22 protein-coding genes are annotated in these 17,173 nt (G+C 72.0%); 7 read left to right on the top strand and 15 right to left on the bottom strand.

What is annotated here, in order from left to right; genetic code table 11:
• Window positions 1-12: 12 nt before the first annotated feature.
• The 7 genes from ACFWNV_RS02245 to ACFWNV_RS02275 all read right to left on the bottom strand — a co-directional run bounded on the left by ACFWNV_RS02245 (window position 13) and on the right by ACFWNV_RS02275 (window position 6,045).
• Entirely contained in the window at window positions 13-1,401 is a 1,389-nt protein-coding gene (locus tag ACFWNV_RS02245) for a mycothione reductase (RefSeq protein ID WP_383939158.1), read from the bottom strand.
• Window positions 1,402-1,468: 67 nt separating this feature from the next.
• Window positions 1,469-1,624, bottom strand: a complete 156-nt coding sequence (locus tag ACFWNV_RS02250; RefSeq protein ID WP_383939161.1) for a DUF6131 family protein — start codon at window positions 1,622-1,624, stop codon at window positions 1,469-1,471.
• A gap of 130 nt (window positions 1,625-1,754) precedes the next feature.
• The gene (locus ACFWNV_RS02255) at window positions 1,755-2,060 is read right to left on the bottom strand and encodes a WhiB family transcriptional regulator (RefSeq protein WP_383939164.1); all 306 of its coding nucleotides are present in this window, start codon (window positions 2,058-2,060) and stop codon (window positions 1,755-1,757) included.
• A gap of 197 nt (window positions 2,061-2,257) precedes the next feature.
• Window positions 2,258-3,457 carry an anhydro-N-acetylmuramic acid kinase gene (locus ACFWNV_RS02260; RefSeq protein ID WP_383939520.1) on the bottom strand — a complete coding sequence of 400 codons (1,200 nt, stop codon included), beginning with the start codon at window positions 3,455-3,457 and terminating at the stop codon, window positions 2,258-2,260.
• Between the two features lie 50 nt (window positions 3,458-3,507).
• On the bottom strand, window positions 3,508-4,863 hold the full coding sequence (locus tag ACFWNV_RS02265; protein ID WP_383939167.1) for an MFS transporter: 1,356 nt from the start codon (window positions 4,861-4,863) through the stop codon (window positions 3,508-3,510).
• Between the two features lie 142 nt (window positions 4,864-5,005).
• On the bottom strand, window positions 5,006-5,764 hold the full coding sequence (locus ACFWNV_RS02270; protein WP_383939170.1) for a restriction endonuclease: 759 nt from the start codon (window positions 5,762-5,764) through the stop codon (window positions 5,006-5,008).
• 107 nt (window positions 5,765-5,871) lie between these two features.
• A complete protein-coding gene (locus ACFWNV_RS02275; protein ID WP_383939173.1) occupies window positions 5,872-6,045 on the bottom strand; it encodes a CsbD family protein in 174 nt (57 codons plus the stop codon).
• 208 nt (window positions 6,046-6,253) lie between these two features.
• Here ACFWNV_RS02275 and ACFWNV_RS02280 point away from each other — a divergent pair, with 208 nt between their 5' ends.
• Window positions 6,254-7,393 (top strand): glutamate--cysteine ligase, encoded by a 1,140-nt coding sequence (locus ACFWNV_RS02280; protein ID WP_383939176.1) that lies wholly within the window; start codon window positions 6,254-6,256, stop codon window positions 7,391-7,393.
• 50 nt (window positions 7,394-7,443) lie between these two features.
• Here the strand turns inward: ACFWNV_RS02280 and ACFWNV_RS02285 are convergent, their stop codons facing one another.
• The 5 genes from ACFWNV_RS02285 to ACFWNV_RS02305 form a co-directional block, all read right to left on the bottom strand.
• Window positions 7,444-8,514: an iron-containing redox enzyme family protein gene (locus ACFWNV_RS02285; RefSeq protein ID WP_383939179.1), complete on the bottom strand. Its 1,071-nt coding sequence runs from the start codon at window positions 8,512-8,514 to the stop codon at window positions 7,444-7,446.
• A complete protein-coding gene (locus ACFWNV_RS02290; RefSeq protein WP_383939182.1) occupies window positions 8,511-8,843 on the bottom strand; it encodes a CDGSH iron-sulfur domain-containing protein in 333 nt (110 codons plus the stop codon). Before ACFWNV_RS02290 ends, ACFWNV_RS02285 begins: the two co-directional genes overlap by 4 nt.
• Window positions 8,827-9,468, bottom strand: coding sequence for a HemK2/MTQ2 family protein methyltransferase (locus ACFWNV_RS02295; protein WP_383939523.1), 642 nt, complete (start codon window positions 9,466-9,468; stop codon window positions 8,827-8,829). The genes ACFWNV_RS02290 and ACFWNV_RS02295 overlap by 17 nt, the downstream gene beginning before the upstream one ends.
• A gap of 290 nt (window positions 9,469-9,758) precedes the next feature.
• Window positions 9,759-10,028, bottom strand: a complete 270-nt coding sequence (locus tag ACFWNV_RS02300; protein ID WP_383939185.1) for a GlsB/YeaQ/YmgE family stress response membrane protein — start codon at window positions 10,026-10,028, stop codon at window positions 9,759-9,761.
• Window positions 10,029-10,179: 151 nt separating this feature from the next.
• A complete protein-coding gene (locus ACFWNV_RS02305) occupies window positions 10,180-10,377 on the bottom strand; it encodes a DUF4236 domain-containing protein (RefSeq protein ID WP_383939188.1) in 198 nt (65 codons plus the stop codon).
• A 322-nt stretch (window positions 10,378-10,699) separates the two neighbouring features.
• Here ACFWNV_RS02305 and ACFWNV_RS02310 point away from each other — a divergent pair, with 322 nt between their 5' ends.
• Window positions 10,700-12,112 carry a S8 family serine peptidase gene (locus tag ACFWNV_RS02310; RefSeq protein WP_383939191.1) on the top strand — a complete coding sequence of 471 codons (1,413 nt, stop codon included), beginning with the start codon at window positions 10,700-10,702 and terminating at the stop codon, window positions 12,110-12,112.
• Window positions 12,113-12,330: 218 nt separating this feature from the next.
• Here the strand turns inward: ACFWNV_RS02310 and ACFWNV_RS02315 are convergent, their stop codons facing one another.
• Window positions 12,331-12,492: a hydrophobic protein gene (locus tag ACFWNV_RS02315; RefSeq protein WP_383939194.1), complete on the bottom strand. Its 162-nt coding sequence runs from the start codon at window positions 12,490-12,492 to the stop codon at window positions 12,331-12,333.
• 170 nt (window positions 12,493-12,662) lie between these two features.
• On the opposite strand from ACFWNV_RS02315, the gene ACFWNV_RS02320 reads away from it, so the two are divergent.
• Window positions 12,663-13,004, top strand: a complete 342-nt coding sequence (locus ACFWNV_RS02320; RefSeq protein WP_383939197.1) for an STAS domain-containing protein — start codon at window positions 12,663-12,665, stop codon at window positions 13,002-13,004.
• Here ACFWNV_RS02320 and ACFWNV_RS02325 read toward each other — a convergent pair.
• The gene (locus tag ACFWNV_RS02325) at window positions 12,985-13,362 is read right to left on the bottom strand and encodes an ATP-binding protein (protein WP_383939200.1); all 378 of its coding nucleotides are present in this window, start codon (window positions 13,360-13,362) and stop codon (window positions 12,985-12,987) included. The two genes, ACFWNV_RS02320 and ACFWNV_RS02325, sit on opposite strands and share 20 nt — an antisense overlap.
• A 182-nt stretch (window positions 13,363-13,544) precedes the next feature.
• Between ACFWNV_RS02325 and ACFWNV_RS02330 the strand changes: the two genes are divergently transcribed.
• Genes ACFWNV_RS02330 through ACFWNV_RS02340 form a run of 3 tightly spaced genes read left to right on the top strand, consistent with a single transcriptional unit; the run spans window position 13,545 to window position 15,990 of the window.
• Window positions 13,545-14,363 carry an alpha/beta fold hydrolase gene (locus ACFWNV_RS02330; protein ID WP_383939203.1) on the top strand — a complete coding sequence of 273 codons (819 nt, stop codon included), beginning with the start codon at window positions 13,545-13,547 and terminating at the stop codon, window positions 14,361-14,363.
• The gene (locus tag ACFWNV_RS02335) at window positions 14,363-15,634 is read left to right on the top strand and encodes a SpoIIE family protein phosphatase (RefSeq protein ID WP_383939206.1); all 1,272 of its coding nucleotides are present in this window, start codon (window positions 14,363-14,365) and stop codon (window positions 15,632-15,634) included. The genes ACFWNV_RS02330 and ACFWNV_RS02335 overlap by 1 nt, the downstream gene beginning before the upstream one ends.
• Window positions 15,631-15,990, top strand: coding sequence for an STAS domain-containing protein (locus ACFWNV_RS02340; protein WP_383939210.1), 360 nt, complete (start codon window positions 15,631-15,633; stop codon window positions 15,988-15,990). The genes ACFWNV_RS02335 and ACFWNV_RS02340 overlap by 4 nt, the downstream gene beginning before the upstream one ends.
• Before the next feature lie 19 nt (window positions 15,991-16,009).
• Here the strand turns inward: ACFWNV_RS02340 and ACFWNV_RS02345 are convergent, their stop codons facing one another.
• Window positions 16,010-16,723, bottom strand: coding sequence for an SDR family oxidoreductase (locus ACFWNV_RS02345; RefSeq protein ID WP_383939213.1), 714 nt, complete (start codon window positions 16,721-16,723; stop codon window positions 16,010-16,012).
• Between the two features lie 118 nt (window positions 16,724-16,841).
• Between ACFWNV_RS02345 and ACFWNV_RS02350 the strand changes: the two genes are divergently transcribed.
• A complete protein-coding gene (locus ACFWNV_RS02350; protein ID WP_383939216.1) occupies window positions 16,842-17,156 on the top strand; it encodes an ArsR/SmtB family transcription factor in 315 nt (104 codons plus the stop codon).
• Window positions 17,157-17,173: the final 17 nt, after the last annotated feature.

The following is a 17,173-nucleotide window of genomic DNA, read 5'->3' on the forward strand; positions in this document are numbered from 1 at the left end:
GCATGTGGCCCGTCAGTCGTGGTCGAGGTCGAGGTCGAGGTCTAGCAGGGCCTTCTCCACCAGCTCGGTGAGCGCCGGGTGGATCCAGTACGCGGATCCGGCCAGAGTGGGGGCGTCGATGCCCAGGGTCATCGCCAGGACGAGGGGCTGGATGAGGGTGGCGGCCTGCGGGCCCATGAGGTGGGCGCCGAGCAGCCGGCCGGTGCCGCGTTCGGCGAACACCTTGCAGAATCCGGTGGTGTCCTCCATCGCCCAGCCGTACGCGATGTCCGCGTACCGGGCCTCGCCCACCAGCGGATCGATGCCCCGGTCGCGGCAGTCCTGCTCGGTGGCGCCGATCGAGGCGATCTGGGGGCTGGTGAAGACGGCCGCGGGCACCAGCTCGTGGTCGGCCGCGATCAGGTCGTCGGGATGGCGGAGGTTGTGGGCGACGACCTGCGCCTCGCGGTTCGCCACGTGCTTGAGCGGTACCGGTGTGCAGATGTCACCGAGCGCGAAGACGCCTTCGGCGGTGGTCCGCTGGTACGCGTCGACGACGATGCGTCCGTCGTCGTGGGTGGCGACGCCCGCGGCGTCGAGGTTCAGCCGGTCGCTGTTGGGCACGCGGCCCGCGGCGACCAGCAGGAGGTCCGCCTCGACCGTGGTGTCGTCGTCCAGGGTCAGCCGCAGGGCGCCCGGGCGGCCGCCCACGGCGGTCACCTCCCGGCCGAGTCTGAGGTCGTAGCGGGAACGGGCCAGTTCGGTGAACCGTTCGGCGACCGTCTCGTCCTGCGGGCCGAGGAGACGCTCCTCCTTCTCCACGATGACCACGGAGCTGCCGGCCGCCGCGAACACCTCCGCGAGCTCGGCCGCGATGTAGCCGCCGCCGAGGACGGCCAGGCGCCGGGGCGGGGCTTCGATCCGCATGACGGTGTCGGAGGTCTCGTACGGCAGCGAGGAGCGGAGCACGGGTGGGGGTACCAGCGGGCGGCCTCCGGCGGCGATGACGATCTGCCGGGCGCCGACGTCGACGGAGCCGGAGCCGTCGGCGCGCTCGATCCGCAGTTCCCGCGGGCCGGTGAAACGGGCCGTTCCCTCGTACACGGTGACGGAGGCATCCGCCCGGCGCCCCCGGCGGCCCTCCTCGCGCTCGGCGTCCAGGCGTCGGAACACCCGGTCGCGCATCGCCCGCCAGCGCACTCCGAGCAGCTCCGCGCCCACGTCGTACGTATCGGCTTCGCCGACGGTGCGGGCCACGTGCGCGGCGTAGGCGAACATCTTGCTGGGGATGCAGCCCGCGTTCAGGCAGGTTCCGCCGAACCATTTCTCCTCGACGATCGCCACGTCGAGACCGGCGAACGCATCGCCGATGACGGCGTTACCGGATCCCGCACCGACGACGACAAGATCGTGCTGACGCATCGGGCCAGGCTACGGGCCCGTGCGCCGCGGCGCACGGGCTACCGGCCCGGCCGCGGCGCACACCCGGTTACCAGTAATGGCGTCGTCCGCCGACCGCGTGCCCGACGGAGCCCAGGATCCAGAGCACTGCGCCCACCACGAGCAGAACGATTCCGATGGTCCACAGAATGGAGATTCCGGTCAGGAATCCGACCAGCAGGAGGATGAGTCCGACGAAAATCATGTTGTCCTCGTTCTCAGTCGGGGAATTCGACGAAACGGTTGATCCGCCGGGGTGCTTCGGTTTGCGTGTACCCGAGAATTTCGTCCGTAGCTGTCGATCGGCCCTGAAATTCCGCCGCGGACATTCCCGGTCAAGCGGTGGAAGGCAGGGACGGGCGCTCCGCTTCCTCGGTACGGAGCCGGCGCCTCTCGCGCTCGGTGAGACCGCCCCAGATCCCGAACCGCTCGGCGGCCTTCAGCGCGTGCCGCAGGCAGTCGCGCTGCACCGGGCACAGCGCGCACACCTCTTTCGCCGCCTCGTCCCGCCGTTCGCGGTCCGGACCCTGCTCGCCCCTGGGGTGGAAGAACAGGCCGGAGCCCAGTTCCTGGCAGGCGGCCTCCTCCTGCCACAACCAGTGGTGCCCGGCACGGCCGGGCAGACGAGACGCTTTTCCCACCTCGGAACCTCCCTCGGGACGCGCACCGCCTTCGGTGGCGCGATCCCTTCCCGTCTGGCCTGTACGGCGGAGCTCAAACAGTGAGCCGGAGGTGCGGTGCGGCACACTCCTGGACCCGGTAGACCGCTCGCACCGTTCCGTTCAGCCGTTCAGCCGTTCAGCCGTTCAGCCGTTCAGCCGTTCAGCCGTTCAGCCGTTCAGATCGTGCGCGGGGCTCGGACGACGAGGCGGTCGGGCGCCGTCGCCGGCGGTGCGGGCAAGGGCCGGCCCGCCGCGCCGGGGGTGAGCGAGCCGAGGACGCTCGGGTGCCGGGCGCCGGTGCAGGAGGGGAGGGTCCCGGGCAGACCGTGCGCCGTGAGCCAGCCCAGGACGGCGAAGGCGTACGCCTCCTTCGTGCCGGACGGCAGTCCGAGCCCGTCCGACGTCCGCAGCGGGACGCCCGCGCCGTCCCCGGCCAGTTCCTCCCGCAGCCACCGCATCAGCACCGGGTTGCGGGTGCCGCCGCCCGAGGCGATCACCTCCGTCGCCCCGAAGGGCCGGACGGCCTCTGCGACGGTCCGTGCCGTGAGCCGGGTCAGGGTGGCGACGACGTCCTCGGCGGGCAGCGGCCCGCAGGTGTCCAGCGCCGCGCGCAGATAGGGCAGGTGAAAGAGTTCCTTGCCCGTGGTCTTCGGTGCGGGCAGGGCGTAGTACGGCTCGTCCAGCAGTTTCCGCAGCAGCCCCGGGTCTACGGTTCCGCGTGCGGCGAGCACGCCGTCCACGTCCATGGACCGCGCCCCGCCTGCGAGCTCCCGTACCGCCGCGTCGATCAGCGCGTTCGCGGGTCCGGTGTCGAAGGCCAGCGGGGCGCCGCCCGCCCCGTCCGCGACCACCGTCACGTTCGCGATGCCGCCCAGGTTGAGGGCCACGGGGACGCCCGGCCGCCCGCGCAGCCACATGACGTCGAAGACGCTCACCAGGGGCGCGCCCTGTCCCCCGGCGGCCACGTCGCGCGTGCGGAAGCCGGAGACGACGGGCCGGCCCGTCGCTTCGGCGATCCAGGCGGGCTCGCCGATCTGGAGCGTGCCGTGCACCCGGCCGGCTTCGGCCCAGTGGTAGACGGTCTGCCCGTGCGAGGCGATCAAGTCGGTTCGCCCGTCGCACAGTTCGAGGTCGGCCCGGACGGCCGCCGCGGCGAAGGCCTGTCCGATGCGCGTGTCGAGCCTGCACACCGTGGCCAGATCCGTCGCGGCGGGTGGCAGGGCCCCGGCCAGCTCCGCCCGCAGACCGTCCTCGTACGCGGTACTGATCATGCCGAGGGGCGTGATCACCAGCGTGTCCCCGTCCAGGTCGAGGTCCGCGGCGGCCGCGTCGATGGCGTCGTACGAGGTGCCCGACATCAGTCCCACCACGCGCAGGGTGCCCGGCCTGCGGATACCCGTCGGCGGACCGCTCACCGGAGGGCCGTTCACCGGAGGGCCCGCTCGTGGTCGTCGCCGCGCAGGGTCAGCAGCGCGGCGGCGCTGACCGCGCAGGCGGCCGCGGCGTAGTAGGCCGGGATGTCGGCGTCCCCGGTCCATGCGACGGCCCTGGTGATGATCAGCCCCGCGCATCCGGAGAACACGGCGTTGGACAGCGCGTACGCCAGCCCCAGCCCCGTGTAGCGCACCGTGGTCGGGAACATCTCGGACAGCATGGCGGGACCGGGTCCGGCCATCAGCCCGACGGCGGCTCCGGCGGCGAAGAGCGCGGCACCCTTCGCGTACAGCGGCGTGCCCGGGTCCTGGACCAGGTTCAGCAGGGGCAGCGCGAGCACCGCCACCAGCAGGGCTCCGGCCAGCATCACCGTGCGCCGCCCGAGCCGGTCGCTCAGCGCGCCGGCGGGCAGGATGGCCGCCGCGAACCCCAGGTTCGCCAGCACGGTCGCCACGAGGGCCTGCTGGAACGTGGCGTTCAGCGTGTTCTGGAGGTAGGAGGGCAGGACCACGAGGAAGGTGTACCCGGCCGCCGACCAGCCCATGACCCGCCCTGCGCCCAGCGCCACGGCCCTGACCGTCTCCCCGGCGGGCGGTCGCCGCGGGGGCCGTCTCCCCGCCGAGGGTCCGCCCGCCGGGGCGACGGCCGCCGCGGTGACGGCCGAGACGAAGGCGGGCGTCTCGTCCAGGCGCACGCGCAGCCACAGTGCGGCGAGTCCGAGCGGCAGCGTCAGCAGGAAGGGCACCCGCCAGCCCCAGTCGTTCAGCGCCGAGGGGGTCAGTACGGTCGCGAGGAGCGCCGTCGTGCCGGCGCCCGCGAGCAGGCCGAGCGCGACGGTGAACGACTGCCACGCCCCGTACCGCCCGCGGCGGCCCGGCGGCGCGCTCTCCGTCATGACCGAGACCGCTCCCCCGAACTCCCCGCCGGCCGACAGCCCTTGCACGATCCGCAGCAGCGTCAGCAGCCACGGTGCGGCCGCGCCGATGGTCGCGTACGTCGGGAGCGCGCCGATGAGCGTGGTGGCGCCGGTCATCAGGCAGATGACCAGGACGAGCGTCGGCCGCCGGCCGATCCGGTCACCGAGCCGCCCGAACACCGCGGCCCCGACGGGCCGGAAGAAGAACGCCAGGGCGAAGGAGGCGTACGTCTTGACGAGCCCCTCCACCTCGCTCCCGCCTTCGGGCGTGAAGAAGTGGGCCGCGATGACGGTGGCGAGGTAGCCGTAGACGCCGAACTCGTACCACTCGATGAAGTTGCCGACGCAGCCGGCGAGCAGCGCCCGGCGGGAACCGGCCCGCCGGGCCGCTGCCGCGGACGAGCGGACCGGTCCGGGCGCGGGTGAGAGCATGGGGCAAGCCTGCTGAGCGCGCGGCCGGTCCACAAGTTCCGTCCGCCATCTGCCGTACAGGGCTGCTGCCCGCGGACGGGCCTGAAAGGGCCGGGGCCGGGAGACCGGTCCTACGGGGCGCGAGGCGAGCCGGTCCCGCCCGTCAGGCGGTGGACACCTGCGCGGCGGCGTCGCGGCTGCCCGTTTCCCAGGGCGGGGCCGTGGCGGAGTCGGTCCAGGCGGCCAGGTCCTCGCCGTCGACGCAGACGATGCCGCACGCGGCGGCGTACTCCAGGGCCGGGGCGGTGAAGGAGCTCGTGGTGACGAGGACGGCCACGTCGGCGTCGTGCACGGCGAAGCAGGTGCCGCCGAAGCGCTGGAGGTCCTGCGAGCCGACGCGGTTGGTATCGGCGTAGTGCTTGCACTGGACGACGACGCGCAGCCCGTCCGGGGTCGTGGCGATCACATCGGCACCCAAGTCCCCGGCGCCGCCCACCACTTCCACCGGCGTACAGCCGTCGCGCGCGCACAGCGCGGCTATCGCGTGCTCGAACCCGTCGGCGTCGACCGCGGCGTGGTCCAGCGCGCCGGCATCGACGTCCGGCACCCCTGCGGCGGCGGGGACGTCCAGTACCGCCGTCACTTCGAGCGGGTACGGATCCCCCTGCGCGGGCGGGACGGACGCCGGAGGCGCGGTGGGGCGCCGGCGGACGGGCGACGCGCTCCACCTGGCCAGCGCCACCCCGACCGCGAGGACCACCGCACAGGCGAGGGGCACGGCCCAAGCCCCGGCGGCGGTCTTGAGGAAGACGGCCAGGCCGCCGACACAGATCCCCACGAGCCCCACGGCGAGCACCACATCGCGCCCGAGCGGCGCGGAACCTCTCCCGGCCTTCCTTGCGCCTTCCCCCGGCAACGTCATGCGGGAGCCCTCCCTCGATCGTTTCGGACGCGCTACGGTCCCGGACGCGCCGCGGTCCCGGACCCGTCGGGGTCCGGGACCGCGGCGGTGGACGCCGGGCGTGCGGGTCAGTGCTTGAACATGTCCTTCATCTTTTCCTTGGCCTGGCGGGCGTCGCCCTTCGCCTGCTCGGCGCGACCCTCGGCCGTCAGCCGCTCGTTGCCCACCAGCCGGCCGGCCGTCTCCTTGAGCTTGCCCTTGGCCTGCTCGGTCTTGGCCTGGCTCTTCTCGTCGTTCGACACAGCTGATCACTCCCTGAGGGACGGGGAACTCCTTGCCCGTCCTCGTCTGACCCGGATCACGGACCTCAAACACAGCAGCCTCAAACACGGCGGCCTCAAACACCCAGGCCTCAATCACCCGGGCGGCCCCCCTGGCCTGCGCCCGCATGCCCGGGACGGGGCGGGGCAGGCGGGGGGTGATGTGAACGGCGGACCGATGGGCGGCGGCATGCGGAGCGTAGGCGTAGAAGAAGAGCTGTTGCTGGTGGACGCCCGCAGCGGTGAGCCGCTGGCCCTGTCGGGGGCGCTGCTGGCGGCCGCGGACCGGTCCGTCGAACGGCAGCCGGAGGGCGACGGCGACGGAAACGGGGGCGAACCGCAGGGGCACACCTTCGAGAAGGAACTCCAGGAGGAGCAGCTGGAGTTCGCCACCAAGCCGGTGACCGAGATGGGCGAGCTCCTGAAGGAGATCACCCGCTGGCGGGGTGAGGCCGCCCGGCACGCCGCGTCCGCCGGGGCGCTCGTCGCGGCCCTGGGGACCTCCCCGCTGCCGGTCCGGCCCTCGTTGAGCACGGGCAAGCGGTACGAGTGGGTCGGCGAGCAGTTCGGGCTGACCGCGCAGGAGCAGCTGACCTGCGGCTGCCACATCCACGTCTCCGTCGAGTCGGACGAGGAGGGCGTCGCCGTCCTCGACCGGATCCGCCCCTGGCTGCCCGTACTCACCGCGATGAGTGCCAACTCTCCGTTCTGGCAGGGCGAGGACAGCGGGTACGCCAGCTATCGCAGCCGGGTCTGGAACCGGCTGCCGTCGGCCGGGCCCACGGACCTCTTCGGGTCCGCCGACCGCTACCACGAGCAGGTGCGCGCCATGCTCGACACCGGTGTGCTGCGCGACAAGGGGATGATGTACTTCGACGCCCGGCTGTCCGCCGCCTACCCGACGGTGGAGGTCAGGGTCGCGGACGTCTGCCTGGAGGCGTCGACGCCGGTGCTCCTGGCCGCCCTGGTACGCGGACTGGTCGAGACGGCCGCCCGCGACTGGCAGGAGGGACGGCCCCCGGCCCGGATCAATACGGGCCTGCTGCGGCTGGCGTCCTGGCGCGCCGGCCGCTCCGGGCTGGACGGCCCGCTCGTCGACCCCCGGACGATGCGCGAGACCTCGCCCGACGTGGCCGTCGAAGCGCTCCACGCCCACGTGCGCGAAGCCCTGGCCGACCACGGCGACGAAGAACGCGTCCGGGAGGGCATCACCCGGCTCCTGGAGCACGGCAACGGGGCCCGCGCCCAGCGCGCGCTGCTGCATACGGAGGGCACGCTCGGCGCCATGACCACCCGCTGCGCGGAGATCACCGCCGGAACCTCTGCCTGAGCTTCTTCCTGAGCCTCCGCCGTAGCCGGTCGTCGCCGCTTCCGGCCCGGCTACGGCGCGCTTCCGCCGGCAGCGGGGGTCGCTGCGGACTCGGGCAGGGGGTTGCGCAGGGCGCTGCGCCCGTGCTGCCAGGCCGTGCGGATGTGGGTCTCCAGGCGGTCCTCCAGGAAGCCGGTGGCCGCGCAGCCGAAGGCGATGTCCTCCTCCAGGGCCGGTTCGTCCGCGAGGAGACCGCCGACGACCTCGTGGCGCACGACCTGTTCGTGGACGGCGTCGGCCTCGACGTGCTCGGCGTAGAAGTGGACGGCGGCCGGACCGGCCGCGCAGCGCCGCATGGCATTGGCCAGGCGCCGGGAACCGGGTGAGGAGGTGACTTCGACGCACGCGAAGTGACCGACGAGCGCGCCGCGCAGCGCCCGGTGCAGACCGAAGAGGGACATCAGGTTCACCGTCGCGAGCAGGGGCGCCGGCGCCTGTTCCACGTAGCGGCCGTAGGCGGGATCGAGGTCGAGGTCGCTCATGAGGTCCGCGAAGAGCCGCGCGTGGATGCGGTCGGCATGCCCGGCGCCGAACTCGTCGTACTCGATGGCCGCCATCGCGGCCTTCGCACGGCCGGTCAGCCGCGGGATCACCCACACGTGCGGGTCGGCCTCCTTGAGGTGGTAGAGGGACCGCAGGGCCGCGTATTCGCGCAGCTGCCAGAGCTCGCCCTCGGTCTCGAGGTGGTGGCTGAGGCTGCCGGAGAGGTCCACGGGCTCTACGAGGAGGGGGGCGAAGGCGTCCTCGACGGTCCGGGGCGCATCGGGGAGCTCGGTGCGCAGGGCGTGCAGGAAGCGGGCTTCGAGGGCCTGGCGCAGGCGCAGCAGGTCCGGGTCCCATTCCCGGGCGTCGTCCACTCCCTCGAAGCCCCGGTAGTGCGGTTCGTACATCAGGTACAGGGCGAGCTGGAGATCCTCGCCCCACGGATCGGCCTTCAGTACCGCGCCGGGGGCGTACACGGGCGCGGCGCCCGACCGCAGGGCCCGGACCACGGCGTCGGAGAGCGCGCCCCGCCCTTCGACGAGGCGCGGGCCGGCGGGGGTCGTGGTGGTGCCCGGGCCGGGCGGGGTCGTCAAGGTCATCGCGGATCCCTGTCCTCGGTCGGTGAATCGGCTCGTTCTCGGCGGCGGTGGCTGGTGTCGCACCAGGGGTACGTACGGCTGCGGCGGCAGGTGCACACGGCGACCATGAAGCGGTCGGACCGGGCAACGGTCCCGTCGTCCAGGACGATCTCGACCGGTCCCTCGATCAGCACCGGCCCCCGGGGCTCGACCGCCACCCGGCGGGCGGGCACCTCGGTGGCGGGAGCGAGCGCCTCCCGGGCGCGGGCGGGCACCTCGGTGGCGGGGCCCTGGCAGCCGCCAGAGGTGCCGTCACAGGTGCCGGTGGTGTCGTCAGGTGCGCTGGGCACGGATGACCACCAGCTCTTCCCACTCCTCGGCCTCGGCCGCCAGGCCCTGCCCTTCCAGCCAGGCCCGTCGCGAGCGCAGTACCGGTCCCCACGGGACGGTGGCCGTCAGGGTGACCTCTGCGGCGAGCCCCGCCCCCGCCAGTCGGCCGAGGGTCTCTCCGGCTCCGCACATTCCCGAGTGCACCATGAGCAGGATCCCTCCGGAGCGCAGCAGGCCCGGGGCGTCCGCGCAGATCCGGTCGATGACCGCGCGCCCGTCCCGTCCGGCATCCCAGGCCCGCGCCGACCCGCGCGACGGCAGCCGGCTCTCGGGGGCCGGGACGTACGGAGGGTTGGAGACGACCAGGTCGAAACTGCGCCCCGCCGCGCGTGTCTCGTAGTCGCCGTGCAGGACCCGCAGGGGAAGCCGGCGCCTCAGGGCGTTCAGCCGGGCCGTGGCCACGGCCGGCCAGGACACGTCGACGGCCGTGACCCGGGCGCCCCTGGCCGCTGCGTGGAGGGCCACGGCGCCGCTGCCCGTACCGATTTCCAGGAGGTCCGTGCCGGGCCCGAGGTCCTCGTGGGCCAGGGCCTCGGCGAGCAGCCGGGTGTCCGCTTGCGGCTGGTAGACGCCCGGCAGGGCCATGAGGCCCGCGGGCCATGGGGACACGGACAGTGCGGTACTGGGCACTCATACCTCCGGTGTTACGCGACCCCCGTTCGAGCCACATGGTGATGAGGTAGTGCGCCTGCCCTGACCGGGGCTTCCCATCCGCGGAATCGGCGATCTCCGGAGGATCGAACGAAAAGTGGATTGAAACCTTCCCTTTCGCACGGAAACGGCTCCGCCCTCGGGAGAGGGGGAGCCGTTTCCGTACGCAAGGGACGCTCCGAAGGGAACGCGCCGGAGGGGACCCGCCGAAGCGGACTCTCCGGTCAGGCGTGGCGCCTGTTGCCGGCGACCAGTCGGTAGAGCACCAGGAGGATGAGGGAGCCGACGATGGCGGCGATCCAGGTGGAGAGGTCGAAGAACCCGTCGATGGAGTCGACACCGAAGATCACCTTGCCCAGCCAGCCGCCGAGCAGACCGCCCGCGATACCGATGAGCATGGTGATGATGATGCCGCCCGGGTCCCTGCCCGGCATGAGCGCCTTGGCGATGATGCCCGCGAGCAACCCTATGAGAATCCAGGCAAGAATGCCCATGATGCGTCTCCTACCTCGGTGGATAAAGCTGGTGTCAGCGATCGTCTGCGCCGTGCGGAGGATTCCAAACGTCCCGGGCGCTTGATCGTTTCCGGTGCGACTCCCGTGCGGCTCCGGTGCGACTCCCGTGCGACGGGCGCGGGTCCGTCGATCAGCCGCGGCGGGTCGTCCTGGTCTTGCGCCAGCCGAAGGGGCCGGGCAGGTTCCACGACGTCGTCCGGCGGCCGGTGCTGCTGCGCGTGCGGCGGGGGCCGTGCTTGCCGCCGGTCGTGATCGACCACGACTTGCGGTTGATGTTGAGCCGGACGCCCGGCAGGATCCTGAAGCTCTTGCGGAATGTGAGCGGCATGGCGTCTCGCTTCCTCGGCGTGTGGCGGCAGCGGCCCGACTGCTCGTGCGTTCAGGCCAGTTGACGTCCGTATGACCGGCGCCGCAGGTTCCATTCACCCCTCGGTGGACCTGATGCCGTGATGGGCAGGGTTCACCGGGCTGCGACCCCGGGCACGGAACGAGCCGGAGTGCACGGGACGGGCCGGAGTGAGCCGTTTCGGCCAAGGGCGCGCCCTCGTGCGGGGGAAAATGGCGGCTTCGGCCGCCCGGGCCCGGTGATGATGCCCCTGCTCGGTCTCCGGGTCCCAGGAGCCCGTACGTACGACCTCGGAGGACTCCGCGTGAACCGTCCCGGCCACAGGGTTGCCCTGAGCGCCTCCTGCCTCCTCCTGATCGGTCTGACCGGCCTGCCACTGCACCCTGCGGCGGCGGCCGAGGACCCGCGCGGTTACGTCGTGGTCCTCAAGGACTCGGTGACCGACCCGGGCGCCGTGGCGAACAAGCAGACCCGGAGCCGCGGTGGTTCGGGAGCCACCGCGGTGTACAGGCACGCGCTCAAGGGCTACGCGGCGATCATGACCAGCGCCCAGGCCACCGCCCTGGGGAAGGATCCGCAGGTGCGTTTCGTGTCCGAGCAGCGGACGTACAGGACCTCGCCCCCTCGCCGGCAGCCGGCGTCCTCGTCGTCGTGCGACGGAGCGTCCTTCACGCCCCAGTGCCGGCCCGTCTTCCTGGACCGGGTCAATGCGGAGGCCTCCTCGACGCACTCCGGTGACGGCAAGGGATCGGTCGATGTGAACGTCGCGGTCCTCGACGGCGGAATCGCGGGCGACGTACCCGACCTGAACGTCCGCGGCGGCGCGGACTGCCTGACCGGCAGCCCCGTCACACCCGGCACGAGCCTCCTCGACGAGGACGGCCACGGCACGATGGTGGCCGGGATCATCGGGGCCCGGGACGACGACCAGGGCCTCGTCGGAGTCGCGCCGGGCACCCCCCTCTGGGCGGTGAAAGTCGCCGTGCCCGACGGAACGATCTCGGACGCGGCCCTGCTCTGCGGGATCGACTGGGTGACCTCCACCCGCACGGACGCCGACCCCTCGAACGACATCGCCGTCTACAACATGAGCCTCGCCTCCGACCACACAGCCCCCGTGGACGCCGACGACCACCACTGCGGCACCGTCAACCACGACCCGTTCCACCTGGCCGTGTGCAACGCGGTCACGGCCGGCGTCACGCCCGTGGCCGCCGCGGGCAACGAGAACCTCGATCTGGCCCGCGTGTTCCCCGCCTCCTATGACGAGGTGATCACGGCAACCGCCATGGCCGACTTCGACGGCAAGCCCCACGGCAAGGTTCCCCCCGTGTGCTACGGCAGGGACAACGGCTTCTTCGGGGACTCCGACGACGAAGCAGCCCTGAGCTTCAGCAACTTCGCCCGCTCGGCAGCCGACCGCAAGCACACCCTCGCCGCACCCGGCGTCTGCATGGAGAGCACCATCCCCCTCCCCAACCACCACGCGGTCGGTGACGGCACCAGCTTCGCCTCGCCCGTCGTCGCCGGAGTCCTGGCCCTGTGCATCGACGCCGGCCGGTGCGGGGACTCCACCCCGGCCCGGAACCTCCGCACCCTCCTCCAGGACGCCCGCCGCTACAACACGGCCGACCCCGGGTACGGTTTCTTCGGCGACCCCCACCGCCCGATCCCCGGCCGGTACTACGGAGACCTGATCGCCGCGGACCGCTACTGAATCGGATAGGCGAATTCCCGGCGGTTCCGGCGCATTCGGATCCGGATCGCCATCCGCACTATCCGATCTCACCCTTTACCGGAAAACCATCATGTTCCACGACGGCATGGCGGTGGGACGGCATGACGGTGGGACGGCATGGCGGTGGCCCGCCGCCCCCGCCATGGGGACTGCGGGCCACCGCCACGCACTGCCTGAACTGCACCTATGCCGGTTGTCTACCAGCGGTACCAGCGGCCGCTCCCACCCTTCGGGCGGGCGACGAAACCGAGCAGCCACAGCACCAGGACCGCGATGGCGATCCACCAGAGAAGCTTGAGAGCGAAACCCGCACCGACAAGGACAAGAATCAGCAGAAGAACAAGAAGCAGGGGAACCATGATTATCAACCTCCAGAACCGCTCTTGCCCCACCCTTCCGGGGGCATGCATTCTGCCCCTATGTGTTTCCCATTCGCCGATCCGGGCAGACGGAATGTTTTCCCTCGCCTGAGGCCGGACCGTCCCGGGGACCCCTCGGCCTCCCCGACCAGCCGCAACAGGGGGCTCCCATGGATCAACACGTGAAGGTTTCGCCGGACGTCGACGGCGTCCGCGTGATCGCCTGCGCCGGCGAGTTCGACCAGGACACCCTCGAACCGCTGCGTCAGGCCATCGCGGGCGCCCTCGCCGATCCCGTGCGCACGATCGTGCTGGACGTCAGCGAGGTCGCGTTCGCCGACTCCTCCATGCTCAACGAGCTGCTCCGCCTGCGGCGCACCGGCCGCCCCCTGGTGCTGGCCGGCCCCTTGAGCCCGCAGATGGCGCGGCTCTTCGAGCTCACCTCGGCGGACCGGATCTTCACCGTCGTCGACGGTGTCGAGACCGCGCGGATTACCCGGCCAGCGCGCTGAGGGGGAGATAGGCGGTGATCGTCTTCCCGTCGCGGCCCGACCGGATCTCCGTACGGTGGGCGAGCTTGTTCACCAGGAGCCAGCCGAACCCTCCCGGCACCGAGACCGGTGTTCCCGGCGAGCAGGGCAGGAGCGGGGACGCGTCCGACACCTCGATCGCCACCGCCTCGGGAAGGGAGCGGATCCGGAAACCCGTCACACCGCCCGCATGCCGGATCGCATTGGTCACGAGCTCCGCGACCACCGTCAGCACGTCGTCCAGCACACGCTGACCCAGCCCGAGCCCGGCGAGAGCCTCCCGGGCGGCCCGCCGGGCATCCGCACACCTGAGCCCGGGCAGCCGTTCCAGTCCTGACATCACCACTCCGCTCACCCCTTTCACCCCTCCCTTCTTCCCCCTCAGCGCGACAAAACCCGGCTCGGGACGGTTTCCTTCGTCCCGGCGGCAAGCACGACCCGCCCCGACCGGCGGACGGGAGCCTTCCCCGGTGATCGTTCACGGTTCGGGGCCGCGCGTGGAGGTCTGCGAGGATGGGGCGCATGGATGTGCGGAGCAGGAACCACGTGAGGGTCACCGGGCGGTCTGGTGGGCCGGTGGTGGTGCTGGCGCACGGGTTCGGGTGCGATCAGAACATGTGGCGCCTGGTGGTGCCGCTTCTGGAGCCCGACTTCACCGTGGTCGTCTTCGACCACGTCGGATCGGGGCGCTCGGACCTGTCGTCGTGGAGTCGCGAGCGGTACGCGACGCTCGACGGCTACGTCGACGACGTGCTGGAGATCTGCCGGGACCTGGCACTCGGCCAGGTGGTCTTCGTGGGGCACTCGGTGAGCGCCATGATGGGTGTGCTCGCCGCGGCGCGGGAGCCCGACGCGTTCGCCGGCCTGGTGCTGCTCGCCCCCTCCCCCTGCTTCATCGACGATCCTGCCACCCACTACCGGGGCGGGTTCAGCGCGGAGGACATCGAAGAACTGCTCGACTCGCTGGATGCGAACTATCTCGGCTGGTCGGGCGCCATGGCTCCGGTGATCATGGGCAATCCGGAACGTCCCGAGCTGGGCGAGGAGCTGACCAACAGCTTCTGCCGCACCGATCCGGAGATCGCGCGGGTCTTCGCCCGGGTGACGTTCCTGTCGGACCATCGCGCCGACCTCGCCGGCGTCACGGTCCCGACGCTGGTCGCGCAGTGTTCCAGCGACGCGATCGCACCCCCGGAGGTCGGCCCGTTCGTCCAGGGCGAGATCCCGGGCAGCCGCCTGGTGACGCTGAACGCGACCGGACACTGCCCGCAGCTGGCCGCCCCGGAGGAGACCGCCGCGGCGATCGCCGAGTTCACCGCCCTCGTGTCGAGTGCCCGGTGATGTCCAGGACCAGCGACGAGGAAGACGAAGGCACCCCTGAAAGGGACCCGGAGCCGGCCACCGAACAGGCGCGCTTCTCGGCACTGCTGGAAGACAGTGCCGAGGACTTGTACGAGCACGCGCCGTGCGGCTACCTCTCCACCCTGCTCGACGGCCGGATCGCCAAGATCAACACCACCCTGCTGGGCTGGCTCGGCCACCGCAGCGAGGACCTGGTCGGCCGCAGGAACTTCTCCGATCTCCTGACCGTCGGCGGGCGCCTCTATCACGAGACGCACTTCGCGCCGCTGCTGCGCATGCAGGGCGAGATCAGCGGCATCGCCCTGGAAATGAAGGCCGCCGACGGCACCCGCCTTCCGGTGCTGGTGACCTCCACCGTCAAAACGGGCAGCGACGGGCAGCCCCTGCTCATCCGCACCACCGTCTTCGACGCCCGCGACCGCCGCGCCTACGAGACCGAGCTGCTGCGCGCCCGCCAGGAATCGGAGCGGGAGCGGGAGCGCCTCCAGCGCCTGAACACCACCCTGCAACGGACGCTGCTGCCACCGACGCTGGCCGGCGTACCCGGACTGGAGGTGGCCGCGCACTACCACGTCGCCTCCCTCGACGAGGTCGGCGGCGACTTCTACGACCTGTTCCCGCTGACCGGCGGCACCTGGGGGATGTTCCTGGGCGACGTGTGCGGCAAGGGCGCAGCCGCCGCGGCCGTCACCTCCCTGGCCCGCTACACGCTGCGCGCGGCCGCCGTCTACGATCCGGAGCCGGCGGCGGTCCTGGCCAACCTGAACACCGTCCTCAACCACGAGTACAACGGCGCCGACCCCCGCTACTGCACCGTCGTCTTCGGCCTCCTCACCCCCGAACCCGTGCAGGGCGGCTTCCACGTCACCCTGGCCGGCGGCGGCCATCCCCCGGCCCTGCTGATGCGCGCCGACGGCACCGCCGACTACCTGCCCACGCCCGGCGGCCAGCTCATCGGAGTCCTGGCCGACGCCCACATCGCCACCACGAGCGTGCACCTCGCCCCCGGCGACACCCTGCTCCTCTACACCGACGGCCTCACCGAAGCCCACGCTCCCGGAGCGGCCGGCGACGGCCGTTACGGCGACGAGGCCCTCCTCGGCTTCGCCCGCTCCCTCGCCCCCACCACCGCATCGCGGGCCGTCGCGGCGATCAGCGGCCTCCTCGACTCCTTCGGCACCGGAGTCGACGACGACACCGCGCTCCTGGCCGTCCACGTGCCCCCGACCCCCAGTGAAGAGGGCCCGTGACCCGGCAGCTGAGCGTGAGCACCCGTACCACCACCGCCGGAGCGGTCATCGAACTCGTGGGGGAGCTCGACCACCACACCGCTCCCGACGTCAGTGCCACCCTGGCCCGTCTCGACCTGGGCACCGGCCGGCTGCTCGTCCTTGACCTGGGCGGTCTCACCTTCTGCGACTCCAGCGGCATCACCGTGATCATCGCCGCCCGCAATCGCGCCCTCGCCGCCCACGCCGGGATCGCCCTCGCCGCCGTCCCCGAGCGCGTCAGCCGCATCTTCCGCATCGTCGGCCTCCAGCAGGTCTTCCCCACCCACCCCACCGCACAGGACGCCGAAGCGGCGTGGCGCGCCGACACCGGCTGAGCGGGCGGGGTCGTGCCCGTCAGAGGGACCTGGCCGCGCCGCCGTCGATGCGGATGGACTCGCCGTTGACGTAGGCGGCGTCCGGGGACACCAGGAAGCGGGCCAGCTTGCCCACCTCGGCCACCGTGGCGTAGCGCCCCGCCGGGATCTTCGCGAGGAAGGCGGGATCCTCCGGCCAGCTGTCCACGAAGCCCGGCATCAGGCTGTTCATGCGGATGCCGGCCGCCGCGTACTGGTCGGCGTACAGCTTCGTGAAGGAGGTCAGGGCGGCGCGCAGGCTGGAGTTGACCGGGATCAGGCCCATCGGCTCGAACGCCGTGTAGGAGGAGAGGTTGACGAAGGCTCCGCCGCCCGCCGCCTCCATGTGGGGCGTGACGAGCCGGGCCATGCGGACCACGCTGAGCAGCAGCATGTCGAGGCCTTCGTGCCAGTCCTGGTCCGTGACCTTGAGGAGTTCGTCGTTGCGGGCGTGCCCGGCGCCGTTGACCACCGCGTCGATCCGCCCGTACCGGGCCAGCGTCCCGTCGACCAGCCGGCTCAGGTCCGCGGGCTCGGTGAGCGAGCCGATCGTGGCCGTCCCTCCCAGCTCCGCCGCCAGCTCCGCGACGCCGGGGTCGATGTCGAACAGCGAGACCAGGTGTCCGCCGGCGGCGAGCTCGGCGGCTATGCCGCGGCCGATGCCCGAGCCCGCGGCGGTGACGATGGCGACGGGCTGGTGGGGGGTGGTGCTCACGGGAGGGGCCTCTCGTTCGGTGACTGTACGAATATCAACGTACAGTCATACGATGCTTTGGGGCAAACCGGGCAATCGGCCCGGCCGTCCGTACGGAAGGCGTCGTACCATCGACCCCATGTCCACGTACCACCCCGTCCGCGAACAGCTGCTCATCGAGGACGTCCTCGCCGCCCTCGGCAACCCCGTGCGCCTCGGCATCGTGCGCGAGCTCGCCTCCTCCCCCGGCGAGCGGACCTGCGGCAGCCTCCCCCTGGAGGTCACCAAGGCGACCGCCACCCACCACTGGCGGGTCCTGCGCGAGTCCGGGATCACCCGCGAGCACAAGATCGGCCGCTACAAGGCCGTCTCGCTGCGCCGCGAGGACCTGGCCGGCCGGTTTCCCGGGCTGCTCGAAGCGGTGCTCTCGGCGGCTCCCCCGGCGGTGAGTTGAGGCCCCGGTGACGGGAT

It is taken from the genome of Streptomyces sp. NPDC058401 (assembly GCF_042722885.1).
In the GTDB taxonomy this organism is placed as follows: domain Bacteria; phylum Actinomycetota; class Actinomycetes; order Streptomycetales; family Streptomycetaceae; genus Streptomyces.